The sequence below is a fragment of the Pantoea sp. 9140 genome, from assembly GCF_000745295.1.
GTDB lineage: Bacteria > Pseudomonadota > Gammaproteobacteria > Enterobacterales > Enterobacteriaceae > Pantoea > Pantoea vagans.
The window spans coordinates 23,508-49,767 of record NZ_JQNO01000002.1 but is presented as its reverse complement, the minus strand read 5'-3'; the positions used below and the strand labels follow the sequence as shown (position 1 = coordinate 49,767).

Sequence of the window (26,260 nt, the reverse complement as noted above, 5' to 3'; positions counted from 1 at the left end):
AGCAGGGAGATCCGGGCATACGGTCTGGAACAGGGGATAGTGCAGGAGATAGGGCAGAAAATCTGCCGACCCGTCCCTTCGCTGGCATGACCCAGATCAGGTTCAAAGGGTTCGGCTTGCGCCATCTCAGCCCATTACAGGACACCCCTCGGAGACATTCGTTATACGATAATTATTGCCGGAGCACAACGCATGCGTGAGCGTTCTGCTCTGGCCCGGCTGATGCGGAGCAGGGCGCTCAGATATTACTTTTAAGTGACGGTGTCACTCAAGATCTGCCCCGTTACTGGCAATCACTTTCTTATACCACCAGAACGATTTCTTTCGCGTGCGCGCCAGCGTACCGTTCCCAAGATCGTCCCGATCAACATAGACAAAACCGTAGCGCTTGCTCATTTCACCGGTCGAAGCGGCCACCAGATCGATACAGCCCCAACTGGTGTAGCCGATCACCGGGACACCATCCTCTATGGCATCGCCCATGGCGCGGATATGCTCGCGCAGATAGCTGATGCGGTAGTCGTCATTGATCTCGCCATTCGCATCGATTTCATCGCGCGCGCCCAGACCATTTTCCACCAGGAAAAGCGGCTTCTGATAGCGGTCGTACATCATATTCATGGTAATGCGTAAGCCCAGTGGATCGATGCCCCAGCCCCACTCGCTACGTGGCACATGAGGGTTGGTCAGGGATTTCACCACATTGGCCGCGCTGCTGTTCTGTTCGTTCATCTCCGCCGAGGCGCAGCGAGGGGCGTAATAACTGAACGAGACAAAATCGACGCTGTTTTTCAGGATATCGGCATCGCCGTCAGCGATCTCAAGCGTGACGCCTTTTTCACGGAACACGCGCGCAGCATAAGCCGGATAAGCACCGCGTGCCTGTACATCAATAAAGAACAGGTTTTCACGATCTTTTTCCAGCGCTGCCCAGACATCTTCCGGTTTGCTGGACCACGGATAGAAGTTGCCGCCTGCCAGCATGCAGCCGACCTGATTCGTCGGATTGACTTCATGCGCGATTCGCGTGACCAGCGCGCTGGCGACCAGTTCGTGATGTGCCGCCTGATACTTCACCTGCTCCCTGTTTTCATCCGGTTCAAACACCAGACCCGCACCGGAAAACGGGCTGTGCAGCAGGATGTTGATCTCGTTGAAGGTCAGCCAGTATTTCACCAGGCCATCAAACGCCTCGAAACAGCTACGGGCATAGCGGGCAAAGAAGTCGACCATTTTACGATTGCGCCATGAGCCATATTCGGTCACCAGATGCATCGGCACATCGAAATGACAGAGCGTAACCAGCGGTTCGATATTATATTTCCGGCACTCCTCAAACACCGCGCGGTAAAAAGCGATGCCCTCCGGATTGGCCGTCAGTTCATCGCCATTGGGATAGAGGCGGCTCCAGGCAATTGATGTGCGAAACACGCTGAACCCCATTTCCGCCATCAGCGCAATATCTTCCGGATAGCGGTGATAGAAATCGATGGCATCATGGCTGGGATAAAATTCATCATCCCGCAGCGTAAAGCGCTTTTCCAGACCCAGCTTGACCGCCAGTCGGTGTGGGCCATGCGGGATCATATCGACGGTGGTTAAGCCCTTTCCGCCCTCACGAAAACCGCCTTCACTCTGATTGGCGGCTAACGCGCCGCCCCATAAAAACCCTTGCGGGAACCTTGAATCAGACATGCAATCCTCTTTTCCGGGTCAGCGTGACCCTTTCCTTTAGTGGCTATTAATCGCGTTGGTACGTTCGGTAACAGGCGCAGATTGCGCGGCGGGACTGGATTCGGATTTGGTTTCAGTTTGCGCTTCAGGAATATCTTCAAACCCTAACAGCAGCGTCAGCACAAACGACAGCACCACCGACAACACCATGACTGCGCCGACCCAGACGATACTCATGGGATTAGCCGGGTCGAAGAACTGTACGCTGGTGAAGAGGCCAGGCGAGGCCATTGAGTGGCTGGCCAGCCCGCCAATGCCCGCGACCGCGCCGCAGATAAAACCGCTGATCAGACAGGCGATCAGCGGCCGTTTCAGACGAACCGCCACGCCATACAGCGCCGGTTCAGAAATGCCGGCAATGATGGCAGACGCTGCTGCTGCCAGTGCCGTCTGGCGCAGTTCACGATTTTTGGTGCGAAACGCCACTGCCAGCGACGATCCGCCCAGCGACAGGTTGGCACCAATTTCTGACGGCATCACCATGCCCTCTTTGCCGGTTTCTGCAATGGTCTGGATGATGGTCGGCGTGAACACACGATGCATCCCGGTCATCACCAGCAGCGGCCAGATGGCACCCATAATCGCAACCGACAGCCAGCCAAGATAGCCATGGATGGTGTAGACCAGCGCCGAAATACCGCTGCCGATCCAGATGCCGATCGGACCAATCAGCACAATCGCAATAGGGGCAGCAATCAGCACAATCAGCATCGGTTTCAGGAAGTTTTTGGTAACGGCCGGAGTAATGCGATCCACGCCGCGCTCAATGTGCGACAGAATCCAGGTCATCACCAGTGCCGGGATCACCGTGTAGGTATATTTCACCGCGGTGATCGGGATGAAAGCGAACTCGACCGGCTGACCCTGTGCCGCTTTTGCCATCAGCTCAACAAAATTGGGATGCACCAGGACACCGGCGATGGCGATTGCCAGCGACATATTGGTTTTGAATTTCAGCGCCGCAGAGGCGGCCACCATAATCGGCAGGAAGAAGAATGCGCCGTCGCCAATCACGTTGAGGATCACCAGCGTTGACGAGCCTTTTTCAAACACACCCGCCATATCCAGAATCATCGCCAGCAGCTTCACCATCGACCCGCCAATAATTGCCGGGATCAGCGGCGACATGGTGCCCACCAGCGCATCCAGAATGCCCGCGCCGATGCCTCGCAGGGTAATTTTGCGTTTCACCGGTTCAGTCGTTACCGCGCCGGGCGATCCCAGTGCCAGCACCGCCTGATAAGCCTGCGAGACGTTATTCCCGATGATCACCTGGCACTGCGTGTCGTTGTGTACCACGCCCATAACGCCCCTGATCGCTTTGAGGCGGGGATAGTCGACCTGCGTTTCATTTTTCACCACAAACCGCAGGCGGGTCATGCAGTGGGTTACGGCTTCGATATTGGTGAGGCCGCCTAGCGCATCGACAATGGCGCGTGACACCTCGGCATAGTTCATGGGCATGATCGCTCTTCTCTGTAGGGTAAATCGGTTACGTTTTTATATTTTTATCGGCTGCTGACAGGCAAATAGGAAACCGGTTTCATAAAATCATGAAGTGCTTTCAGTGGGCCGACAAGAGGGTAAATCAGTCAGATTTGTTTTTTGTGAACTTCATCACCTCCGGCGGGCCGGGTATCTGCGCCAGCGGGCAGGGTAAATATTTCCAACATTGAGAGGCTTAGGTAGACTGCAGAGCGACGCAGCAAAGGAGCTTCACCATGGCAACGATTCAGGAAGTGGCAGACAGGGCGGGCGTCTCAAAAGCGACGGTGTCACGTGTATTGTCCGGCAATGGCTATGTCGGGCAGGAGAAGCGTGAAAGAGTGTTAAAGGCGATCGCGGAAACCGGCTACCGGCCCAATCTGCTGGCGCGCAACCTGGCGACTAAAACGTCGCAGACTATCGGACTGGTGATCACCAATACGCTCTACAGCGGCAGCTATTTCACTGAGTTGATGGCGCACTCCGCGCGCATGATGGAGCAGCAGGGTCGCCAGCTGATTCTGGCGGACGGCAAACACACCGCTGAGCAGGAAGAAGCGGCGATTCAGTTTTTGCTCGACCTGCGCTGTGACGGCATCATTATCTACCCGCGCTTTCTGAGTATCGACGCGCTGGATGCGATTATCTCCCGCCATAAACAGCCGATACTGGTCATCAACCGACGGCTGCGCGTCAACCAGAGCTACTGCATTTACAGCGATCAGCACGCCAGCAGCGCCACAGCGGTAACCCATCTGCTGAATCAGGGGCATCGCGACATCGCCTTTATCACCGGTTCTCTGGATTCCCCGACCGGCGTCCAACGTCTGTCAGGTTATCACGCTGCGCTGGCCGCTAAGGGGCTGGAAGCGGACGACCGCCGCGTCGTGGCGGGTAAATGGACGGCGCAGAGCGGTATGGCCGCTGTGGACCAGTTGCTGGAACGCAACGCCTCATTCACGGCGCTGGTGGCGAGTAATGATGAGATGGCGATTGGTGCCATCAAGCGGCTGACTGAATGCGGCATCGCGGTGCCCGCTCGGGTATCGGTAATAGGCTTCGATGATATCCCGCTGGCACCCTATATCACGCCGTCGTTATCCAGTATGAAACTGCCGGTGACGGAGATGATCGATGAGACGATTAACCGCCTGCTGACCATGCTGGATGGCGGTGACTGGCACAGTCAGGCGCCTTTTACGGCCAGCCTGATGCTGCGCGATTCCGTTACTCAGGGCCCGTGGTCGGCTTAATTCGCCGCAATCTGTATCACCTCAATGGCCTGTTCCCTGAGCTGCGTGACGGTCCCCGCATCCAGTGTTTCATCGGTAATCACATGGCCGACCTGGTAACCGGATGAGAGCGGATAAGGGTGAATCTGCCCGAATTTAGAGGCATCGGTCAGGGCATAGCTTTCAGCGCCTTTCGCCAGCACCGCATCCACCACGTCACAGCGCAGCATATTGCGGCCGGTGAAGCCGGTTTCCGGGTGCCAGCCATCCACACCGACAAACGCTCTGTGAAAATGCACCTGATGAATGGAGTAACGCGTCAGCGGGCCGACTACCGACTCACTGCTTTTCTGCAGCAATCCACCCAGCACAATCACTTCACAGGTGGCGTCTCGCAGAAGCTGGGCAATATAGTGGCTGACGGTGATCAGCGTCAGATCGGCACGGTCAGCCAGCGCACGCGCCAGCAGCGCATTGGTACTGCCCCCTTCGATGAATACCGATTCACCCGTCTGCACCAGGCTGGCGGCGTGCTGCGCCAGCGCCTGCTTGGTGGAATAGCGGGTGTTCATGCGGGTGCCGACATTGTCACTGTCCAGCGCCAGCGCGGAGCCATGCACCCGACGCAGCAGCCGGTCGCGTTCCAGCAGCGTGAGATCCTGACGCACCGTCACTTCAGAAACACCGGTCAGCTGCGCCAGTTCACTGACCGTTACGTTGCCCCGGCTATTAACCAGTTGAATAATCTGATGATGTCGCGGATTCATAATTGGGTTTCGTCAGGAATAAAACGTGAAGTGTATCAGGGAATCCCCCGCGCTGGTGCACAACGCGGGGTCAGAGTCAGGCTAAATCCAGTGAACGACGTCCGTTAATATTAAGATCTTCCGGCTTAAAACGTTGCTCCCACCCGGCTTCATAATCTTCCGGCGGAAAATCGCCTGGTGAACGTCCCTGCTCCAGCGCCTGCGCAACCTGGCGGGCGTAGACGCGGTTTTTATCACACATTGGCGCAGCGGGGATATACATGACATTGCCCCAGCCCTGCTGATCGTCCACCGGTGCAACGGAATGGATCACATCACAGTGCCACCACACTGAATCGCCCGCCTCCAGAGCCGGGATTGAACAGAGTCCGGCGATCAGGTGCGGATGCCACTGCTCATTAACAGGTAACACCCGACCCGGCGCGACGCCACAGAGTTCATCTTCAGGCACATCGGAAAGCAGCGGGCGCAGCAGGATATACGCCATCGCCTGCGGCACCGGCACCACATGCAGCAGCCCCTGGCCAGGGATCATATCGGAGAGTGCGGTCCAGCCCTGAAATGTGCGGAACACTGAACACTTGGTCGTGCCAGGCAGATCATACTCATCAACCTCGGTACGGTGTGCCGCATCCCAGGGATCGTAAGCGGCAAAATCACCGTGAAACAGCTTGCTGAAAACCTGCTGATAAGCGGGCAGTAACCAGCGTTCCAGCGCGCCGGAGTCGGTATGGGCACCTAATCCTTTCGACGTGGTGCCGGGCAAACGGCGACGAATGCGATCGGGATAGATCACGCTGACATCAGGATCAAACCATTGTTTGCCCTGAGAGTTAAACGTCCATAACCGGTTCAGAAAAGATTGCACATCAGCCATCGCCGTACTCTGCCGCGCTTCCATCTGCGCCTGCGACCAGTAAATCGGGTAGATTTCGGGACGTGAGGCAGCGAGCGTGCCAAAAAAGTCATCACCGGGACCGCGGTACTGCTCATCAAAACGGTTGTGATCCAGGTAGTCGAGCATCGACTTATCCCATGCCATCGCCTGATCACGCGTGAAGTGCTGCTTAATCACGACACAGCCGCGACGTTTAATCAGCGATCGGGTTTCATCCGAAACCTTCCCTTCTGTTATGTCCTGCATCGGCACGACCGGCCAGGCACTGTCGGTTCGCGCTTCGTCCGCTTTTGCCTCTGCAATCGCGGCAGTAATGTTGTCGCACACTTGCCGAAACAGGGCATCCACGTCGCCAATTTGCTGGCGTAGCTGCTGTTTCATTTTGCGGATAGCGCTTTTAACGTCATCAGGCAAAGGTGTTGCTCGGGATTCATTACGCATTTCACACTCCTCAAAGTTCGGGATTGAGTTACGAATGCAATTAAAATAATCTTCATTCGTAAAGTGCGGCTGAGGTTAACATTCTTTTAACGATAAAAAACGTGCGTTGTAACACAACTTCTGAACCGGAACGCTCTGAAAGCCGTTAGCAAAGTCACTATTTGCATTCTCATTAATCCACACAGCGAGTAAGCTTTATGAATCAAATCAATCAGCCGGCAGGACAGAACGGCGAACGTATAGGGGCAGGCGAGATGGCGGTTAAGATGATTGCGGTGGATATGGACGGCACCTTTCTGGACGATAATAAGCAGTACAACGTTCAGCGGTTTTCACGTCAGTATGCGCTGCTGAAGCAGAAGGGCATCCGTTTTGTGGTGGCCAGTGGTAATCAGTATTACCAGCTGCAGCGCTATTTTCCCGACATCAAAGATGAGATTGCTTTCGTGGCAGAAAATGGCGCCTGGGTCTCTGACTGTAATGAAGAGATTTTCTGCGGCGAGTTAGCGCAGGAGAAGGTGCATAAGATCCTCGATATTCTGGCGCATGAACCGGACATCGCGGTAGTGGTGTGCGGACGAAATGGTGCTTATATGCATTCTTCTGCCTCTGACGAGGTGATGGACCAGCTGGCAAACCACTATCACCGTCTGGAAAAGCGCGATGACCTGTATGCCATTGACGACACTATCTTCAAGTTCTCGCTGAAGCTGGAACATGAAGGGGTGGAAGCATTGCTGCAACGCCTGCATGCGCGTCTGGGCGAGCTGGAAAATATCATGCATCCGGTTTCCAGCGGCTTTGGTTTTATTGACCTCATCATTCCCGGCTGCCATAAAGCCCACGGCATCGCGCTGCTGCAGGAAAAATGGGGCATCAGTGATTGTGAAGTGCTGGCGATTGGCGACAGCGCGAATGATATCGAGATGCTGCGCCAGGCTTGCTTCAGTTTCTCAATGGCCAATGCGGCCGACGCTGTCGCCGCCGTGGCGCGCTACCAGACGCAGAGTAACAATGATGAAGGCGCGCTGAATGTGATTGCGCGCGTGCTGGCGCGCGAGTTCCCGTTCGACTAGGACGCGGTAACCTGCATAACGGGCGGCGTTTTATCCGCCACTTTCCTGATGGCTGCGCGCATGATTTTCCATTTCATCCAGCGCAGCCTGATTCTCCAGCCCCCACTGATACATCTGCTCAATCGGCTGTGCGAAGGTATGGCCCAGCGCCGTGAGGCTGTATTCCACTTTTGGCGGCACCACCTGCCACACCTGACGTGACACCAGTCCGCGTTGTTCCAGCTCACGCAGCGTCTGGATCAGCATCTTCTTCGAGATGCCCTGCAGGCTGCGCTCCAGTTCGCCCGTGCGTGCCCGATTGTCCGGCCAGTGAAAAAGCGCATGCAGCACCATTGTGCTCCACTTCACCGAAAACAGTTCCAGCAGGCGGCGCGGCGGTGAGTCCGCATAAAAGCACAGTTTTCCATCAACCCAGACCGGCATAATCACCTCACGATTTTATGGTAACCAAAAGGTAACTACTACCAAAAGGAGCTTCGTGTGTCTATAGTGTGCCGCTTTCTTTACGACCATCAGGTAAGAAGAGGCAACAGATGAAAATTAACGCGCTGGTAGCTACCCAAGCAGGTCAACCGCTCAAGTCAGGCGAGGTTGAGTTACGCGATCTGCAGGCTGATGATGTAAAAATTGAGATTCTCTACTGCGGTGTCTGCCACTCTGACCTGCATATGGCGCGCAATGAATGGGGCGTCAGCCGTTATCCGCTGGTGCCCGGTCACGAGATTGTTGGTCGTGTGGTTGCAACAGGTGACAAAGTCACTAAATTCTCTGTTGGAGAGACGGTTGGCGTTGGCGTGATGGTCGATTCCTGCCGGGAGTGTCACTTCTGCCAGCAGCAAGAAGAGCAGTACTGTGAGGCGGGTTTCACGCCAACCTATAACGGCACCGATAAATATACCGGCAACACGACGTTTGGCGGCTATGCGCAGCACGTTATCGCCGACCAGCATTTTGTGGTCACGGTGCCGGATAATCTGGCGCTGAACGCGGTGGCTCCACTGCTGTGCGCAGGCGTGACCGTCTGGTCACCCTTGCAGCACTTCAACGTCAAAGCAGGCGATCGTGTGGGTGTGGTCGGTCTTGGCGGCCTGGGCCATATGGCGGTTAAGCTGGCCAGCGCGCTGGGTGCGGAGGTAACTCTGTTTACGACCTCTCCGGCGAAAGGGGCGGATGCGCGTCGGCTGGGGGCTAAACATGTGGTGGTCTCGCGAGACGCGGCACAAATGGCCGGGTGTCAGGCGTCGCTCGATATTATCCTGGACTGTGTTGCGGCACCTCACGACCTCGATCCTTATCTCAGCACGCTGAAAACCAACGGTCAGCTGGTGCTGGTGGGGATCCCCGATCAACCGCATCCGTCACCGAATGTCACGCCAATGGTGTTCCGCCGCCTGAGTATCACGGGCACCTCAATCGGCAGCATTCAGGAGACGCAGCAGATGCTCGACTTCTGTGGTGAGCACAACATCACGGCTGACGTAGAGATGATTACCGGTGAAGAGGTGGAGACAGCCTTTGAACGCATGCTGACCAGCGATGTGAAATATCGTTTCGTTATCGATATGCAGAAAACCTGCTGGTAACGCGTTTGGCCCGCGGTGAAAGCGGGCCTTCAGGCAGCGTTCAGTAAGTTGCAGTGTAAAAGGTGGAAGTTATATATAGTTACAACATACTACTTGCTGTCAATTCGCCTTTCTATTCGTCTCGGTGCAGCAAAAGCTATATAGCGAAAACGTCTTTTAGCAACCAAAAAAATACCCGACTCACTGGCCGGGTATCTGCTTTAACGTCAGGAAAAGTCATTAATCCTGCTCTTTATCCGCGTTACTCTTTTCGGATTCGTCTTTTTCAACAGCATGAACAAAGGGTTTAAGCAGCTGGATATCCAGAATGACATAAACCATGGTGCTGATGAAAAGCGAGATGACACTGCCAAACACGCCGCTGGTGGTAAAAGTAAGATAGTTATAAATCACCAGCCAGGTCACACAGATAAACAGTGCGAGCGAAATAGAAAGATTGGGTACAGAGTAATTGCTCGTGCCACCGCCCTGAGTATGAGTGGCTTTAAACAGGTTACCGATGGCGTACTTCTCCAGCACCAGAATACTTTTTTCCCAGTTATGCTGCTTACGCGCGCTGGCGCGGGTCAGGAAGAGATAAAGAATGGAGATGAAGAAACCGGAGAAGGCGATGAGCACCGGAATCGCTTCCAGCGCATATTCGATACTCTTATGCGCCGTGCCCGTGGTGCTGAGATCCAGCGTCAGCGAGGCCCCCAGCGCAGCATATAAAAAGAGAAACAGCAGCAGAAAAGTCAGGCTGCGCTTCCAGTCGCTGTCTGCCTCTGCACTTTTTTGCTGAATGGCCAGCTGAAGCGATTGCTGAATGTGTTGTGCCTGAAGTGAGTCTGTATCAAAGGTGTCGCAGGGTGCAGCAAAGAAGTTGTGCATAAACAGCTCATCTTCTTTGTGAATAGTGATTTTCATCAGAAACCTGTGTGCGGGAAATTTTCTCTATTTTAATCAGCATGGGATGAATTAACAGTAACTTCGCCCTTAAACCCGCAGCCCATGCTGACTTAGCGGGATAACAGACCCAGAAGAGAGCCGAAAAGCGAATCCGTTGCAAAGTTCTGCGCAGCGTTACGCTCATCGTGACGCAACTGCTGATAGCGCAAAAGCGCTGCATCAGCGTTATCGGCATTGATCACGTCCCACACCACTTTGTAGCCTTCAGCTGCTAACATATTGTGCCGATCCTGGCTTTCATGATTCACGGCCCTGACTGTCTGGTCCTTCTGAAACACGCGATAATCTGGCATGCTTATTTCTCCGCAGGGTTATCCAGCGCTTTAAACTGTTTAATCGCTTCATTGATATTGTTCGTTTCGACGGTCGCAATACAGCGATCGCCGTTAAAAACTTCATAGCGGGCATTATGCAGCTGAAATAATAAATCGCGGCCACGAAAGTGTATACGTTTCTGCTTAACGCCAATCCCATGCCGCCGTAATAACGCCTGTGACAGGCGATCGGTCTCTTTAATCATTCCTTCAGCTCCTCGGCAGTACGTGGTCACTACCAGTAAACCTGATGAACATTAGTTTTATATTAAGAGATAACCTTATTTTTAACAGGGCTAAGGCGCGTCTTTCAGAGAAACTACCTGATAGCAGGGACGTGGGGGAACATGAGCCTGCAGAACGGTTGCCATTCGCTGCGTTAATGGGCCCTGAATGCGGTACACTTGACCGGACAACTTGCCACAGGACACGCCGCTATGAGCGATAAGAAGATGATTTCCATTGATCAGTTCAGTGCTGATGAACGTCTGGCCGTCGAACAAACCTATAAAGGGTTGGCTGAAAAGTACCGTCAGCGAACCGGTAAAGAGCCGGATAGTAAAAAAGATAAAGAATTCAACAGTGAAGCACGGCAGATAGTGATGGCCAGTAAGCTGGAGAAGGAGAAAGCAAAGGCCGAAAAGGAGAAGAAAAAACCGCTGCGTAAAAAGAAACCTGAGTCACTTACTGCCAGTGAAGTCAGCGATTTCAACTGGTCGGCCTCAGTCATTAAAGGCCGCAGATAATCTGCTACCGCGCGCAATAAGGCGCGCGGCAATAATCCGCCCAAACTTCTCTGTGAACAAATATGATCAGCATCTGTTGATTAAGCTGACAGGCTATAAGAATATTCTGTAAAAAAATTACCCTGATTCACTTAATGCCGATAAACTGCCGTAACCTGTCGCTGCTTCACTCCGCCTATGAATTATTATACTCCCGACGATATTCAACTGAAGCGCCGCTCGACGCGATTTGTGCGACGAATGTTTATGATGCGCCAGCTCGGCACCTTTCTCTGTTTTCTGCCTATTCTTTCGGTTCTGATGGAGATGGGAAAAAGCGCGGCACTTTGTGCTCTTCTGTTTACTAATGCGTTTATCTGGCCTTATGCTGCCTATCGAATGGCATTGCGGTCGCGCGATCCGACCGGTTTTGAGCGTAAGAATCTCACGCTGGATGCCGCTTTTGGCGGCGTCTGGGTTGCTGCGATGGCACTGAGTCCGCTGCCTTCAATTATTATCATGGCGGTACTGATCTCCGATCGCTACTCGGCAGGCGGCTGGGTTCAGCTGAAGTCCGCGCTGCAGGCATTTCTGTTTGCCTTTGTGCTGGTCTGGTCAGCGGAAAAGGCCCCCCTGGTGCTGACGTTCAGTACCCGAACCGTCTGGCTGACACTGCCGCTTGCCAGCCTGTATCTGCTGGCACTCAGCGTAGTCTCGCACAATCTGACCCTGACCCTGCGCCAGAAGAACCGCGAGCTGGAACGCATTGCGCTGATGGACCCCGGTCTGAAAATCCCTAACCGCCGTTTGTTTGAGCGCCGGCTGGAAAGTGAGTTTTTGCGCACGCAGCGAGGCGAGGGCAAAGCCTGGTTAATGCTGCTGGATGTCGACCACTTCAAACAGGTTAACGATACCTATGGCATGAAGCGGGTGACTTTCTGCTGACAGAGATTTCGGCACTGCTGCGTGACAGCGTCGGCATGAAAGATGTGCCCGCCCGCTTTGGCGGCGATGAATTGTGTGTGATCGTACGGGATGCGGATGAAACCAGCATCCTGCTGCTGGCAGAGCAAATCAGGCAGGGGATTGCCCTGTTGCGGCTGCCCGCGTCATCCACCTTTCAGTGTTCGGTGAGTATTGGGATTGCGGCAGCACGTGATGCGGCTTCAATTCATGAGTGGCTGAGATGTGCTGATGAGGCGCTTTATCAGGTGAAGCGCGCGAGCCGCAACAATGTGCAGATATGGCATTCAGGCTCGCTGAACACCCTCAGTGCAGTCAGGAGCAAATGAAGAAAGCAGCCTGAGATCGCGTCTCAGGCTGAGTGATTAAATTGCCGGGTAGTCGCCAGTGCCTTCAGGCCACGGCGTCAGCAGATCGAAACCCTCTTCAGTGACGGCGACGGTATGTTCCCATTGCGCCGAGAGCGAGCGATCTTTGGTAACGACTGTCCAGCCATCTGAAAGCACGCTGGTTCCGGCTTTACCGGCATTAATCATCGGTTCGATAGTGAAGATCATACCGGCCTTCAGGGGCATTCCTTCACCTGGGGTGCCGTAATGCAGCACCTGCGGATCGGTGTGATAAATCTCACCCACGCCGTGCCCGCAATACTCCCGTACTACAGAGAAACCGGCAGCTTCAGCAACACGCTGGATTGCCGCGCCCACATCGCCCAGCGTCGCGCCGGGACGGACAGTTTTGATCCCCGCAACCATCGATTGATAGGTGATATCGACCAGACGTTTTGCACGGACTGACGGCGTCCCGACAAAATACATTCTGCTGGTATCGCCGTACCAGCCATCTTTGATGACCGCCACATCGATATTAACGATATCGCCATCCTTGAGCTTTTTGCTGGCTGGTATACCGTGGCACACCACGTGATTGACCGACGTACAGGTCGTGCGGGTATAGCCGTGATAGCCGATGTTCGCGGGCGTTACCCTGAGTTCATTCACAATGAAGTCGTGGCAGATATCATCCAGCTCTTCGGTGGTAATGCCGGGGCGAATGTGCGGTGTAATCATCGCCAGTACCTGCGCCGCAGCCTGCCCGGCTGCGCGCGCCATCTCAATCTCCGCGGCGGTATGAATTTTAACGGTGTTCATGACACGTCTCCTTGTGTGGTGAGGCTCTCTTTATGGAGCATATTGCGGATATCAGCGCTGCCGTCCAGTTCAAGCCGGATCAGCATCTGCGCCAGTTGGTGTTGGGTCTGCTGCGGATAGAGTTCTGCCAGCATGCCGAGTTTCAGCCAGTGTTCAGCCTGTGCATTAATCGAGCGACTCATCGCCTGACTGGCGATGCGCAGATTTTCATGCATCAGGTCGGAGATTTTTACGATACCCATATGAGCCTTATATGAAACGTATATGTTTCGTATAGAGTAACGCGTGCGGGCCGATTTGCAAAGTGATGAAATGTTTACCTGCCTGGATCGGCTCTGGATCCAATAAATGCCTCCGCCAGCAGGGACGCCTTAACTGAAAACTGAGCAAGTTATTCCTCACTAAAGAGACTATTTAGCGGACATAAGTCCTGTAAAACTGCCCATAACTGGCCTCATCAGTTCCTGCATCCGCCTTTTTTAACATTGATTGTTCAGCCTGACCCTTCGAAGCCAGTGTCACACTCTAAGGCGGTGGAGGACACTGCTCAATGTCTGTTCATCCATGCGCTGGCCTGACGCCTGACAATAATTACAAGCCAGCTTTCACATACTTCCTGACATCCTTCTTTTCGTTTTGCTGACATACATTTTATTGCTGATTAATTAAACTGCATGCTGAGAATGAACGTTCATTACAGGATTTTTATGAGAAACTTTCAGCGCAGTATCATCGCCGGACTTGTGATGATTGTGGCGGCCTGCGATCAAAACAGTCAGCAGCCAAATGGAAACATGACCACAGAAGTCGGTGTGAAAACATTGCAAACCGAATCTGTGACGCTGGATAGTCAGCTGGCCGGACGCGTAACGGGCAGTATGACGTCAGATGTCAGGCCCCAGGTGGATGGCATCATCCAGAAACGCCTGTTTAGAGAGGGTGATGAAGTTAAAGCCGGGCAGATTCTTTACCAGATCGATCCCGCCAGCTATCAGGCCAGTTACGATCAGGCCCTGGCACAGCTGAAGAATGCTCAGGCGCTGGTGAAAAGCAGTAAATTAAAAGCCGAACGCTATGCTGCGCTGGTTAAAGAGAATGGTGTGTCACGGCAGGATGCTGATGATGCCCAGGCAACGTATCAGCAGAACGTCGCTTCTGTCGACCAGTATCGCGCTGCCGTGGAAAGTGCCCGTATCAGTCTGAACTACACCCAAATCAAAGCACCGATCAGTGGTCGTATTGGGATCTCATCGGTGACGCCAGGTGCACTGGTCACCGCCAGCCAGACTTCTGCACTGGCAACGATACGCGCGCTCGATCCCATCTACGTCGATCTCACCCAATCCAGTGTGCAACTGCTGAAACTGAAGCGCCAGCAGGCGTCGCTGCAGCAAAGTGCCGATGCCGTTCCCGTGACGGTGAATCTGGAAGATGGTACTGCCTATGAGCATCCCGGAAAGCTGGAGCTGACCGAAGTCTCAGTGGATGAAGCCACGGGTACAGTAACGCTGCGCGCGATCTTCCCGAATCCGCAACATGAACTTCTGCCTGGCATGTACGTTCGCGCCAGCGTCACCAATGGCGTACAGAGCGATGCAATTCTGACACCGCAGCAGGGAATTACCCGGGATGCGAAGGGCAACGCCACTGCGCTGGTGGTGGATAACGAGAGCAAAGTAGAAAGCCGGGACGTCGTAGCCGACCGCGTGATTGGCAACAAATGGCTGATTACCTCGGGACTGAACCGCGGTGACAAGCTGATTGTGGAAGGCACCGCTAAAGTTCAGCCGGGCATGCGCGTCAAGGCAGTCGAAGTGACGCCAGACGCGAAAGCCGCAACCGGCGAGGGCAAATGATATGCTGGCTCAGTTCTTTATTCGTCGTCCGGTTTTCGCCTGGGTAATCGCCCTGTGCATCATGATGTTCGGCATCCTGAGCATTAACAGCCTGCCGGTGGCGCAATATCCGGATGTGGCACCGCCGCAAATCAGTATTCAGGCCACCTATACCGGTGCTTCTGCTGAAACGCTGGAGAGCAGCGTGACTCAGGTCATTGAGCAGCAGCTTACCGGGCTGGATGGGTTGCTCTATTTCGATGCCACCAGCACTGCTTCCACCGGCCAGGTCAAAATCAACGTCACTTTCCAGCAGGGAACCGACCCGGATATTGCGCAGGTTCAGGTGCAGAACAAGGTTCAGCAGGCCGAGAGCCGCCTGCCGACCGCAGTCACGTCACAGGGTGTGACCGTTCAGAAAGCGCAGAGTGACTTTTTGCTGATCCTGGCGCTGTACGATAAAACCAATAAAAGCAGCTCATCAGATGTCGCCGACTATATGGTGAGTAACATGGAAGACAGCCTGGCGCGTGTGCCGGGAGTAGGCAGCGTTCAGGTATTCGGTGCTGAATATGCGATGCGTATCTGGCTCGATCCCGCCAGGCTGACTTCCTTTTCTCTGATGCCTTCCGACGTCACAACGGCACTTGAGAGTCAGAACACGCAGGTCTCCTCGGGGCAGTTAGGGGCACAACCCGCCAGCAAAGAACAACAGCTGGTGGCGACGGTCCGTTCACGATCCCGACTGCAAACCCCCGAGCAGTTCCGCAATATCGTGCTGAAAAGCCAGGCGGATGGGTCAGTAGTACGACTGAGTGATGTCGCACGCGTTGAGATGGGTAATGAAGATTACAGTTCTAACGTTCTGGCCAACGGTCATCCTGCATCCGGTATTGCCGTGCAGCTGGCGTCAGGTGCCAATGCGCTCTCAACCGCCGAGCAGGTTAAAGCGAAAATTAATGAGTTTCGCAGCACTATGCCTGCGGGCTATGAGATCGCTTATCCGCTCGACAGCACCGATTTCGTTAAAATCTCCATTGAAGAAGTGGTGAAAACGCTCATCGAAGCGGTGATTTTAGTGGTCATCGTGATGTTTGTTTTCCTGCAAAACATCCGTACTACGCTCATCCCGGCGATTGCTGTTCCGGTCGTGCTGCTGGGCACCTTTGGCGTGCTGTCCCTCTTTGGCTACTCGATTAATACCCTCACTATGTTCGGGATGGTGCTTGCCATCGGCTTACTGGTTGATGACGCGATCGTCGTAGTTGAAAACGTCGAACGTGTGATGCGTGAGGAGGGCTTACCCCCGCGTCAGGCGACGGAAAAATCGATGAAGGAGATTACCGGTGCGTTGATTGGTATCGCGATGGTGCTCTCAGCCGTGTTCCTGCCTATGACCTTTTTCAGCGGCTCAACGGGTGTGATCTATCGTCAGTTTTCAATCACCATTGTTTCATCGATGGTGCTGTCGGTGATTGTGGCGCTGACGCTGACGCCCGCACTCTGTGCCACCCTGCTTAAACCGCATAATCACGAAAGCGGCAGCACGGGCTTCTTCGGCTGGTTTAATCGCAGCTATGAAAAAATCCAGGCACGCTATCAGAATGGTGTTGGTCATGTTGTGAACAGTTCAGTTCGTTATCTGCTTCTATATGGCGTGCTGTTGATCGGCTGTGCAGTGCTTTATATGCGCCTGCCCACGGGCTTCCTGCCTACTGAAGACCAGGGGTATATCATGGTGCAGTATCAGCTTGCTCCCGGCGCCACGGAAAACCGGACAAGTGACGTGCGTCGTCAGGTTCAGCACTACTTTGCCACCCAGGAGAAAGATAACGTCAACGTCAGCATGCTGGTCAACGGCTTCAGTTTTGCGGGTAATGGTCAGAACGCCGGTATTGGCTTTATCGCGCTGAAGAACTGGAGTGAACGGGAAGGCAGCGAAAACAGTGCTGATGCCATTGCAGGCCGCGCGATGAAGGCGCTGTCGGGCATCCGCGATGCGCAAATTTTTGTACTCACGCCCCCGCCGGTTTCCGGGCTGGGTCAGTCGAATGGCTTCACCTTTGAACTGCAGGCGCGCGGGGCGACCAGTCGCGACGAACTGCTTAAGTTGCGCGATCAGCTGATTGCCGAGGCCAATAAGGATCCCGACCTCAGTGCCGTTCGCGCCAACTCACTGCCGAGCCTGCCACAGCTGGACGTCGACATTGATGACGCTAAAGCCCAGTCGCTGGGTCTGACGATCAGCGATATTAACAGCACCTTAAGTGCGGCGATTGGAGGGAGCTACGTCAATGACTTCACCGACCGTGGTCGTGTGAAAAAAGTCTACATACAGGGGGAACAGCAGTTCCGCAGCAAGCCGGAAGATATTGATCAGTGGTATGTGCGCGGAACGGACAGCAGCAGTAACACTACGATGGTGCCGTTCTCATCCTTTGCCTCGATGAAATGGGCGTATGGTCCGGATGTCCTGTCACGTTATAACGGTCTGGCGTCTTACGAAATTCAGGGTTCGCCGGCCTCCGGCAAAAGTTCGGGGGATGCTATCACCGCGATGGAAAAGCTGGTGGCGAAGTTACCCGCAGGAAACACCTTTGCATGGAGTGGCCTCTCGTATCAGGAAAAACTCTCTGGCAATCAGGCAATGTCGCTCTATGGCATCTCACTGATTGTGGTGTTCCTGTGCCTTGCTGCTTTGTATGAGAGCTGGTCAATACCCTTTTCGGTCATGATGGTGGTGCCATTAGGCGTGATCGGTGCCCTTCTGGCGACGACGCTGCGCGGACTTGAAAACGACGTTTATTTCCAGGTCGCGTTGCTCACTATCATCGGACTCTCGGCGAAGAACGCCATTCTGATCGTGGAATTTGCTGAAGAGCAATATCGCAAAGGAGAGAGTCTGGTCAGGGCCGCGACGCATGCAGCAACGATGCGTTTGCGTCCCATCATCATGACATCGCTGGCCTTTACCGCAGGGGTGCTGCCGCTGGCTATCTCGACAGGCGCGGGCGCGAACAGTCGTATCGCCATTGGTACCGGCATTATTGGCGGGACCTTAACCGCGACGCTGCTGGCCATCTTCTTTGTTCCGCTGTTCTTTGTGCTGGTCCGCCGTCTGTTTCCGGCCAGACTGCATGAGGAAACACAGTCTTCAGAATCCGCAGTAAGGGTAAGAGAATAATGACAATATCTGCAAAATGTTTAGCGGTGTTTTTGCCCTGCTTCCTTGCGGGATGTGTTTCGCTCGATCCGCATTATGCACGCCCAGATAATGCCGTAGTTGCCGCAACCCCGAGCGGTGAGGCTTACCGCGGCCTGCAACAGAACGCGATTAATTATCGCGATGTGGGCTGGCAGGATTACGTGCAGGATCCCCGGCTTCGTCAGGTTGTCGCAATGGCTCTGGACAATAGCCGCGACCTGCGGGAAGTTGTGGCAAGTGTGAAGTCTGCACATGCACAATATGGTGAGCAGCGGGCTAATCTCTTCCCCACGCTCAGCGCCGATGTGAGTGGAACCCGCTCTCGCGCGCTGACAGGAGAGGGTAATCAGACTGCATTGGGCAACAGTTACTCGGCAGAAGGGAGCGTAAGTTCATTTGAACTGGATCTGTTTGGCAAAAATCAAAGCCTGTCACGCCAGCAGTATGAAACCTATCTCGGCACGCTGGAAGGGGCGCGAAGTACGCGCCTGACCTTACTCTATAACACGGTGGATTACTGGTTACAGCTGGCGGCCGACCGCAGCAATCTTGAGATTGCGAAAGAGACAGCAGAGAGTACGCGGCAATCACTGGAGGTGACACGCAAACGTCTGCAAAATGGCGTGGCTTCAATGGTGGATGTCGCTTCAGCAGAAACCACCTGGCAGTCTGCACTGTCAGATGTAGCCAGCTATACCACCAGCGTGGCGCAGGATAAGAATGCCCTGGACCTGGTTGTGGGTAAAAGCGTGCCTGATAATCTGCTGCCGCAAAACATCGAATCTGTTGGTCAGGCATTGCGTGACGTGCCGGCGGGTGTTTCATCTGAAGCCCTGATTAATCGTCCTGATGTCTTACAGGCTGAGCATAACCTGAAGGCAGCAAATGCCAATATCGGTGCGGCGCGTGCAAATTTCTTCCCGAGCATCTCACTGACGGCGAGCGGTGGCGTCGGCAGTTCCGATCTCTCTTCACTGTTTAAAAACGGAGCAGGGATCTGGTCTTTTGCGCCCAGCATCTCGCTGCCGATCTTTAAAGGTGGCTACAACGTTTCTTACCTGAACTACACCAAAGCGCAAAAAGAGTATTATGTGGCAGCGTATGAAAAGGCGGTGCAAACCGCTTTTCAGGAAGTCGCAGATGCTCTGGCTCGTAAGGGCACCATCACAGATCAGCTGAACAGCCAGCGCAACAATGTTGCTGCTTCACAGACATACTATCATCTGGCCGATCTGCGTTATCAGAATGGGGTGGACACGTATCTGAATGCGTTAACCGCTCAGCGTACGCTCTATACCGCCAGAACCAGTCTGGTCAGCGCTGAGCAGGCGTACTATCAAAATCTGAACACGTTTTACAAGGTGATGGGCGGCGGCACGGCGTTGCAGGAGTCGCAACTGAAAATGTAAAAAAGGGTGCGCATTCAGGCGGGAATGCGCACCCATGTTAAAGCGTAATCTCAGCGTAAATTTCAGGAGATGAGAAGGTGAAATCATCATATCTGATGTCTGAATTTCCGGCTGATATGTTCTCGCACCCCTGCCTCGGTTATCATTGGAGAATTAATATCAGGGCTAGTGTGACGTCAGTTAACAGGAGGTTATTTGAGCAGGTCAGACAGTAAGGATTTCCTGCAGCAGCGACAGCAGCAGATCATTTCGGCAGCGAAAAACTGTTTCAGTCGCTCTGGCTTTCATGGTGCCAGCATGGCTGACATAAGCCATGAGTCAGGTCTGGGTGCCGGGCAGATTTATCGCTATTACAGTAGCAAAGAATCAATTGTCAGTGAGACGATAAAAAGTATCGCAGAAAACTGGCGAATGTTTTTACTGAAAAATCTTCAGCTACAAACCAGCGTCTCAAATATTATCAATACGGAATCCGACTTCTGGCGGGACTGGTCTTTCAGGGATCGTTGTTTACTGCTGGAAATGTATTCAGAGGCATCACGTAATAAATCAGTTCGCGCGTTGCTTGCACATGAAGAACAATTGCTTTTTACAGAGCTGGAAGAGGTTTTTAAGCGGCAGATGCCAGCAGCGACCCCTGAAGAGCGTAGTGACCGTATTCAGTTTTTGCTGATGCTGGTGGATGGTGTGGCCTGTCGTACGTTTGGCGACAAACACCTTAATCAGCAGGAGTTAGCGCGGATTAACACCCTTCTCGCCGGCCATCTTTTCTCGTGAGTCAGGCGACACCGTTCTGATTAATGTCATGACTGATGACATCCAGGAATGACATCACGCGGCCATCGATTTCACGCTGTTTCATATAACGGCGAATAATCATACCGTCTATGATCAGTGACATAATATACAGGCGTGTCTGGATAATCTCAGCATCCAGCGACGGATTAAGCACCTGCTCCTGAGTAATAAAGTTCTCTTTCAAAGTCCGCCAGGCATCGTAAATAATCTGACGGATCCGCTCATTACGTGTGGCTTCTGCAGATATATCAATGAGCAGTACAATGCTTTTTTCAACGTCGACTGACACAACGCCGTGCGCAGAATGGGCGACGTTACCTGCATGAGCAAGATTGTCGAGAGCCTTTTTGAGTGAATCAATCATCCGTTGCACCACGTTTTTAATCAGTGCTTCGATAATCGCTTCTTTATTTTTATAATATTTATAAATCAGACCGACGCTGACATTTGCCTGTCGGGCTATATTCTGAACCGATGTCTGATAAAAGCCTTTCTGTCGCATGCAGTATTCTGCTGCCTCAAGAATTTCCTCGCTACGATTCATAATAACACTCACATTATAAAAATATTACTCTACCTCCTTTCACTTAGCATGGCTATACGTCGACGTTCCCGACTCCCGCATAGCCTGCCGCTATCCGTATGTGCACGTTACGCGCAGAGCCTGATAATCAGCAGGAATCGGCCATTGCGGCGATGCGATCAACACGGCATTAGCCAGGTCTGTTTCAGGTATTTATCCCGCAAAAGCGAATGCCGGAGATGAATGTGATTTAGCGGTGACCACTCTGGTGCAGTCGCTCACTCCGGTACGCTCTCCATTCTTCCCAGCATTTTTCAGGATTGATATCAAAGTATCCGCGGCATTCCGCCATTGTAAAAGCAACATCACGCGCTACTTCAATACAGGTGGCACTATCTTTGATGCTGCTGACTTCCTCCTCTGTAAGCGGGCTTCCTTTCTCATTCTCTTTGTTCAGCAAGAGTGGAATGAGGGCAGGTATATAAACGAGGCTCATTATTTATTTTCCTGATGGTTAAATATCACGCTGTTACTAATAACCGAAATCACATAGCTCCTTAATGACGGGCTGTACATTGCAGTTGCTCAGTAACACCGATCCAACGTCGTTCTTCGGTCGACAGGCTCAGCAAGCAATAATTACTTCCAGGGCAGAGAGGCAAATTTGGGTAATCTGGCTGGCCATCAGCAAAGCTGAACGCCTCGTAGCCCGGGTTATTCGGTTCTCTTCATTTCCTTTACTACATTCTCGACAGCTGGCGCGATATCTTCAGCCAGAAAGTGAATATTTTGATCATGACTTAATCAACGCCGGACTATCCTTATGCCAGGAGGTGCCTATGTGTGGACGGTTTGCGCAGTACAGTAGCCGGGACGATTACTTCGACTCTCTGGGACTGAAGCCCGATGAAATCATTTATGATCCGGAGCCGATAGGGCGTTTCAACGTTGCGCCAGGCACCAACGTGCTGCTGCTCAATGAGCGGGACGATGAATTTCACCTGGACCCGGTTTACTGGGGCTACGGTCCTGAGTGGTGGAATAAGCAGCCGCTAATCAACGCCCGAAGTGAAACAACCCCAACCGGGCGTATGTTTAAGCCGCTATGGGAGCAGGGACGCGCCATTGTTCCTGCCGATGGCTGGTATGAGTGGAAGCGTGAGGGTGACAGGAAACAGCCATACTTGATTCATCACAAAGAAAAGGAACCGCTGTTTTTTGCCGCTATTGGCCGGGCGCCTTACGGTAAGGACTATGGACAGGAGGGATTTGTTATCGTCACTGCGGCGAGCAACAAAGGCATGGTCGATATTCATGACCGCCGGCCACTGGTTTTACGGGCGGACGCGGTTCGGGAGTGGCTCAGTGTTGAAACCTCATCACAGCGGGCGCAGGACATTGCCCATGAAGCCGTATTACCCGAGAAGGATTTCACCTGGCACCCTGTTTCAGCCAAAGTCGGGAACATCCATAATCAGGGCGAGACGCTTATTAAAGAGATAAATCCTGAAGGCACCTGAAGCGCAGGTCAGATATGCACAACGCAATCTGCGATATTGAGCGTTAGTGATTGTCATCACCCAGAAAAACGTTCAGCTTAATGACGTTTTCGATCGCTCATCTTCACACCAAACACACAAAAGCCCAGCAAATCTTTAGCCTCATCTTCCACCCGGGTCACCATGACCAGATCGGACGACCCGTCGGGCAGCACAACCTCATAAGGTGGATAAGGGAGTCCTTTCAATCTGAATTCCTGCAGCCAGAGTAGTTTTTCCGCCTGTGACGGAATAACTTCATAAATATATTTATGGATAAGATCCTGCGGAGCCCAGCCGACCCGTTCGGCAAACGTGTCGCTGGCATCAACAATCACTAATTCCGGATTAAGAAAGCAAATGGACGTGCCGGGAATCGCATACATGGATGAAATCTGATGTGCTCGCTGATCGAGGGAAAGACGCGCAACCCGCCGCAGAGATCCTTTATCCGGTATTGCCTTGAGCATCTGACAGCTCTCTGCTCCTGACACCGGTTTTCCGAACAAATAGCCCTGCGCATAGAGGCAACCTATCCCCCTTAGCATTTCAGCCTGTTCTTCGGTTTCTACGCCTTCCGCGATCACATCCATATCAAGGCTCCGGCCCAGACCGGCGACGCTGGAGATGATTTTGCGGCTGTCCTTTTTGTGCAGCATGGATCGAATAAAACTGCTGTCAATTTTAAGCGTGTTAACCGGTAACTGAATCAGCCAGGCGAGGCTGGAATAGCCTGTTCCAAAATCATCCATTGCAATTGTACAGCCCATACCCGACAACGCTTCAATCTCTGTCCGGGCGGTATTGATATCATTTAACAGGGCTGTTTCAGTAATCTCAATCTTTAGCCTTGCAAGATTAAACTGAAATTCACGGGCTGTATTACTTATAATTTCAGTAAGATACCTGCCATTAAGCTGTGAAGGAGAAACGTTCATTGATAAAAACTGCTGTTCTGGCCATGTGGCAGCAACTTTGAAACCCTGTGCCATAAGGCTGAGCATCAGTTCGTCGAGCAGACCATTTCGCTCCATAGCCGGAATGAAGTCTGCAGGAGGCGTAACGATACCCTCCGGGGATATGTGCCGCGCAAGCATCTCAAACCCCATCACGCGCAAATCTTCCAGAGAAACTATAGGCTGAAAAAACGGGTGAAACTCGCCCAGCTTAATACGCTGCTGCAAAAGTTTGCGCGTTTCATCATTCTTGACACCAGGTTTCATTTCATTCCCGTAAATACATGATTTTCAGCCTGTTAACGATAATGTCTCTGCAACTCAGGCTTTATAAACTCAGCGAACTCTGTCGACGGTCGCATACTATTTTAATCTTTTTTCAGCATAATCATTATGATAACCAGTTTCATATGCTGGCTTACTGTTTAATTCGGCAATATTTTATTACATTCGCTGTGTGTTCATATCTTATGCTGGCGAGTAAGACTACTTACTCACTATCGTTATCGGCCTGGAATTACTTTTCATTACATCGTAATAGCATGACACCGACGCGGGTATTGACCCACATTCAAAATGGTCGCTTAGCTTATAGCAGATGAATAAGATTTAGTGGGAAAAAGTTACCTGTAATCATTTTGATCATAAATAGGGTAAATAACGATGCAGGCTGACAGTGAATATTAGAAAAGGTAATGAGTTCCAAAATCGTAAAAAAGATAAAGGTTTTAATCATTGAAGTTTCAATGTGTGCACAACTGTCAAATAATGAGGTTTCTTAATGACCATTCATATCGTCATCCCGGATGATTATCAGTTTGCCACTCAAAAACTGGATTTTCTCCACAGTAATAACAACTTTCACTGCGCTGCACTGGGCGATCTCAGCAGAGACCCGATGGCAGATGAAAAGCTGTCATCGGCTGAATCATTAATACTTATCCGCGAAAGGACTGTCATTGACGAGGCGTTTCTGCAACGCACGCCACATCTCAAATTGATCAGTCAGACGGGTAAGCTGGCGAGAAATGTCGATATTGATGCCTGTACACGTGCGGGAGTTGCTCTTGTTGAAGGGAGTGGCTCCCCGGTTGCACCTGCTGAGCTGACCTGGTTGTTAATCATGGCCTCCCGCCGAAAATTTGTCTCGTCGGTCAATGCAATGGCCGAAGGGCACTGGCAAACAGAAATCGGATCTGCGGTTCACAATCAGGTCATCGGCATTCTGGGCTATGGAAAAATTGGTAAACGTCTTGCTTCCTATGCCGCCGTTTTTGGCATGCAGGTGCAGGTATGGGGAAGTCTCCGTGCGCAGGAAGAGGCACGAGCAGACGGATGGACGGTCCCCGAAAGCCGTGAGCAATTTTTCGCCACCAGCGATGTGTTAACCGTGCACCAGCGACTGGTGGCTGCGACGCAAGGCAACATCACGCCAGCCGATCTCGCGCTGATGAAAACTGATGCGTTATTTGTGAATACCAGCCGGGCTGAACTGGTTTATGACGGCGCGTTGCAGAATGCCCTGACACAGGGGCGGCCTGGATTTGCGGCACTGGATGTTTACGAAGAGGAACCGCTTTACAACACCCGGCATCCTTACCTGCAGATGCCGAATGTACTGTGTACACCACATCTGGGATATGTTGAAAAGGCCAGCTATGCGCTCTATTTCAGAACGGCATTTGATAATGTTGTGCGTTATTTTAGCGGTGACAGATCGCATGTGATTAATGGCTGAAGCTTTAATGCATGAGATTAGCTTTAATAACTTCTGTCCGGTGAACATTATCCCGTATTGAGCTGATTACTTCCTGTTTCTGCTCCATACCTGACTCTGGCTGTCGGCAGTTGCAACAAAAAGCGTATATGCTTTCATTGGTCCTTATGATGAGGAGTATTACTAATGAGAACGCCTGATTATCCCTCGCAGGATTCAGATAAATGGGCACAGGTAGACGCCTGGTTTTCTAAAAAACTCGCACCACAAGAACCTGAGCTGATTAATGCTCTTCATAACAACGTTAAGCAGGGTTTACCGACACACGATGTCTCTGCTTTACAGGGAAAAATGCTGTCCATCTTCATCCAGATGTCACGCGCTGTGCGCGTTCTGGAAATTGGCACGCTTGGCGGCTACAGCACCCTATGGATGGCCAGGGCTTTGCCGCCACATGGACGCGTAACAACGATTGAGTTCAATAAACATCATGCACAAGTGGCCCGCCAGAATATAAGCAATGCCGGGCTGACTGAACGCGTGATGCTGCACACGGGTACTGCACTGGATATCCTGCCCACTCTTAAAGGCCCCTTTGACCTGATTTTTATCGACGCCGATAAGGTGAATAATCCACATTATCTGGAATGGGCAATCAGATTATCACGTGCAGGTAGCGTTATTGTGGGTGACAACACGATGCGCGGCGGCAGCATTATTGATTCTGAAAGTGATGATCCAAATGTCAGTGGCCTGCGAAATTTTATTGAGATGATCTCTGAGGATAAGCGACTTGATGCCACGGCGATTCAGACCGTGGGTGAAAAGGGCTGGGATGGGTTCGTGCTGGCTTTCGTCAGGACGGCATAGTTCATCTCCGGAAAAATCAAAGTCATCACAAGCTCATAATATTTACTTTCCTGACCAGCCTTTACCTGACGCTATTCTTAGTGATGCAGTTT

The 26,260-nt window shown here is 52.5% G+C and carries 24 protein-coding genes, 1 pseudogene and 1 riboswitch; of the genes and pseudogenes, 12 read left to right on the top strand and 13 right to left on the bottom strand.

The genetic code is table 11. The annotated features are described in order from the left end of the window. Window positions 1–56: 56 nt before the first annotated feature. Window positions 57–159: riboswitch (TPP riboswitch) on the bottom strand. Between the two features lie 105 nt (window positions 160–264). Then, window positions 265–1,695 (bottom strand): 6-phospho-beta-glucosidase, encoded by a 1,431-nt coding sequence (locus tag FA92_RS19550; RefSeq protein WP_033784803.1) that lies wholly within the window; start codon window positions 1,693–1,695, stop codon window positions 265–267. 36 nt (window positions 1,696–1,731) lie between these two features. Continuing rightward, on the bottom strand, window positions 1,732–3,198 hold the full coding sequence (ascF, locus tag FA92_RS19545) for a PTS cellobiose/arbutin/salicin transporter subunit IIBC (RefSeq protein WP_033784801.1): 1,467 nt from the start codon (window positions 3,196–3,198) through the stop codon (window positions 1,732–1,734). A gap of 257 nt (window positions 3,199–3,455) precedes the next feature. Here ascF and FA92_RS19540 point away from each other — a divergent pair, with 257 nt between their 5' ends. Then, window positions 3,456–4,472: a LacI family DNA-binding transcriptional regulator gene (locus FA92_RS19540; protein ID WP_033784799.1), complete on the top strand. Its 1,017-nt coding sequence runs from the start codon at window positions 3,456–3,458 to the stop codon at window positions 4,470–4,472. Here FA92_RS19540 and FA92_RS19535 read toward each other — a convergent pair. After that, window positions 4,469–5,218, bottom strand: coding sequence for a DNA-binding transcriptional regulator YciT (locus tag FA92_RS19535; protein ID WP_033784798.1), 750 nt, complete (start codon window positions 5,216–5,218; stop codon window positions 4,469–4,471). The genes FA92_RS19540 and FA92_RS19535 overlap by 4 nt on opposite strands. 76 nt (window positions 5,219–5,294) lie before the next feature. Next, the gene (locus FA92_RS19530; RefSeq protein WP_033784797.1) at window positions 5,295–6,557 is read right to left on the bottom strand and encodes a DUF1479 domain-containing protein; all 1,263 of its coding nucleotides are present in this window, start codon (window positions 6,555–6,557) and stop codon (window positions 5,295–5,297) included. Between the two features lie 254 nt (window positions 6,558–6,811). Here FA92_RS19530 and FA92_RS19525 point away from each other — a divergent pair, with 254 nt between their 5' ends. Next, the gene (locus FA92_RS19525; protein ID WP_135910691.1) at window positions 6,812–7,633 is read left to right on the top strand and encodes a Cof-type HAD-IIB family hydrolase; all 822 of its coding nucleotides are present in this window, start codon (window positions 6,812–6,814) and stop codon (window positions 7,631–7,633) included. Between the two features lie 30 nt (window positions 7,634–7,663). Here the strand turns inward: FA92_RS19525 and FA92_RS19520 are convergent, their stop codons facing one another. Further along, on the bottom strand, window positions 7,664–8,056 hold the full coding sequence (locus FA92_RS19520) for a helix-turn-helix domain-containing protein (protein WP_013196399.1): 393 nt from the start codon (window positions 8,054–8,056) through the stop codon (window positions 7,664–7,666). A 110-nt stretch (window positions 8,057–8,166) separates the two neighbouring features. On the opposite strand from FA92_RS19520, the gene FA92_RS19515 reads away from it, so the two are divergent. Beyond that, on the top strand, window positions 8,167–9,216 hold the full coding sequence (locus FA92_RS19515; protein ID WP_033784796.1) for an NAD(P)-dependent alcohol dehydrogenase: 1,050 nt from the start codon (window positions 8,167–8,169) through the stop codon (window positions 9,214–9,216). 219 nt (window positions 9,217–9,435) lie between these two features. On the opposite strand, the gene FA92_RS19510 is transcribed toward FA92_RS19515, so the two are convergent. The 3 genes from FA92_RS19510 to FA92_RS19500 form a co-directional block, all read right to left on the bottom strand. Further along, window positions 9,436–10,122, bottom strand: coding sequence for a hypothetical protein (locus FA92_RS19510; RefSeq protein ID WP_033784795.1), 687 nt, complete (start codon window positions 10,120–10,122; stop codon window positions 9,436–9,438). Between the two features lie 92 nt (window positions 10,123–10,214). After that, window positions 10,215–10,382: a hypothetical protein gene (locus tag FA92_RS19505; protein ID WP_239780555.1), complete on the bottom strand. Its 168-nt coding sequence runs from the start codon at window positions 10,380–10,382 to the stop codon at window positions 10,215–10,217. Between the two features lie 77 nt (window positions 10,383–10,459). Further along, window positions 10,460–10,684 (bottom strand): hypothetical protein, encoded by a 225-nt coding sequence (locus FA92_RS19500; RefSeq protein WP_013196395.1) that lies wholly within the window; start codon window positions 10,682–10,684, stop codon window positions 10,460–10,462. Between the two features lie 231 nt (window positions 10,685–10,915). Here FA92_RS19500 and FA92_RS19495 point away from each other — a divergent pair, with 231 nt between their 5' ends. Continuing rightward, window positions 10,916–11,224 (top strand): hypothetical protein, encoded by a 309-nt coding sequence (locus tag FA92_RS19495; RefSeq protein WP_033784793.1) that lies wholly within the window; start codon window positions 10,916–10,918, stop codon window positions 11,222–11,224. A 177-nt stretch (window positions 11,225–11,401) separates the two neighbouring features. Further along, window positions 11,402–12,495: pseudogene (locus FA92_RS19490) on the top strand (diguanylate cyclase). A gap of 36 nt (window positions 12,496–12,531) precedes the next feature. Here FA92_RS19490 and map read toward each other — a convergent pair. Then, window positions 12,532–13,317 (bottom strand): type I methionyl aminopeptidase, encoded by a 786-nt coding sequence (gene map, locus FA92_RS19485; RefSeq protein WP_033784792.1) that lies wholly within the window; start codon window positions 13,315–13,317, stop codon window positions 12,532–12,534. Next, on the bottom strand, window positions 13,314–13,559 hold the full coding sequence (locus tag FA92_RS19480) for a ParD-like family protein (protein WP_013196391.1): 246 nt from the start codon (window positions 13,557–13,559) through the stop codon (window positions 13,314–13,316). The genes map and FA92_RS19480 overlap by 4 nt, the downstream gene beginning before the upstream one ends. 465 nt (window positions 13,560–14,024) lie before the next feature. Between FA92_RS19480 and FA92_RS19475 the strand changes: the two genes are divergently transcribed. From FA92_RS19475 to FA92_RS19460, 4 genes are all read left to right on the top strand, one after another. Further along, window positions 14,025–15,173: an efflux RND transporter periplasmic adaptor subunit gene (locus FA92_RS19475; RefSeq protein WP_033784791.1), complete on the top strand. Its 1,149-nt coding sequence runs from the start codon at window positions 14,025–14,027 to the stop codon at window positions 15,171–15,173. A 1-nt stretch (window position 15,174) separates the two neighbouring features. Then, the gene (locus tag FA92_RS19470; protein WP_033784790.1) at window positions 15,175–18,336 is read left to right on the top strand and encodes an efflux RND transporter permease subunit; all 3,162 of its coding nucleotides are present in this window, start codon (window positions 15,175–15,177) and stop codon (window positions 18,334–18,336) included. Continuing rightward, window positions 18,336–19,766 carry an efflux transporter outer membrane subunit gene (locus tag FA92_RS19465; RefSeq protein WP_033784789.1) on the top strand — a complete coding sequence of 477 codons (1,431 nt, stop codon included), beginning with the start codon at window positions 18,336–18,338 and terminating at the stop codon, window positions 19,764–19,766. The genes FA92_RS19470 and FA92_RS19465 overlap by 1 nt, the downstream gene beginning before the upstream one ends. A 195-nt stretch (window positions 19,767–19,961) precedes the next feature. After that, complete coding sequence (locus tag FA92_RS19460; RefSeq protein WP_033784787.1) at window positions 19,962–20,543, top strand: TetR/AcrR family transcriptional regulator; 582 nt, start codon at window positions 19,962–19,964, stop codon at window positions 20,541–20,543. A 1-nt stretch (window position 20,544) separates the two neighbouring features. Here FA92_RS19460 and FA92_RS19455 read toward each other — a convergent pair whose 3' ends face one another. Next, complete coding sequence (locus FA92_RS19455; RefSeq protein ID WP_239780554.1) at window positions 20,545–21,120, bottom strand: TetR/AcrR family transcriptional regulator; 576 nt, start codon at window positions 21,118–21,120, stop codon at window positions 20,545–20,547. A gap of 217 nt (window positions 21,121–21,337) precedes the next feature. Next, window positions 21,338–21,583 carry a hypothetical protein gene (locus tag FA92_RS19450; RefSeq protein WP_033784784.1) on the bottom strand — a complete coding sequence of 82 codons (246 nt, stop codon included), beginning with the start codon at window positions 21,581–21,583 and terminating at the stop codon, window positions 21,338–21,340. Between the two features lie 343 nt (window positions 21,584–21,926). Between FA92_RS19450 and FA92_RS19445 the strand changes: the two genes are divergently transcribed. Beyond that, window positions 21,927–22,607: an SOS response-associated peptidase family protein gene (locus FA92_RS19445; protein ID WP_033784783.1), complete on the top strand. Its 681-nt coding sequence runs from the start codon at window positions 21,927–21,929 to the stop codon at window positions 22,605–22,607. A 77-nt stretch (window positions 22,608–22,684) separates the two neighbouring features. Here the strand turns inward: FA92_RS19445 and FA92_RS19440 are convergent, their stop codons facing one another. After that, window positions 22,685–23,848, bottom strand: coding sequence for an EAL domain-containing protein (locus FA92_RS19440; RefSeq protein WP_033784781.1), 1,164 nt, complete (start codon window positions 23,846–23,848; stop codon window positions 22,685–22,687). A 514-nt stretch (window positions 23,849–24,362) separates the two neighbouring features. Between FA92_RS19440 and FA92_RS19435 the strand changes: the two genes are divergently transcribed. Together FA92_RS19435 and FA92_RS19430 are read left to right on the top strand one after the other, a co-directional pair. Beyond that, window positions 24,363–25,319: a D-2-hydroxyacid dehydrogenase family protein gene (locus tag FA92_RS19435; RefSeq protein ID WP_033784778.1), complete on the top strand. Its 957-nt coding sequence runs from the start codon at window positions 24,363–24,365 to the stop codon at window positions 25,317–25,319. 165 nt (window positions 25,320–25,484) lie between these two features. Beyond that, the gene (locus FA92_RS19430; protein ID WP_033784777.1) at window positions 25,485–26,168 is read left to right on the top strand and encodes an O-methyltransferase; all 684 of its coding nucleotides are present in this window, start codon (window positions 25,485–25,487) and stop codon (window positions 26,166–26,168) included. The last annotated feature ends 92 nt before the right edge of the window (window positions 26,169–26,260 follow it).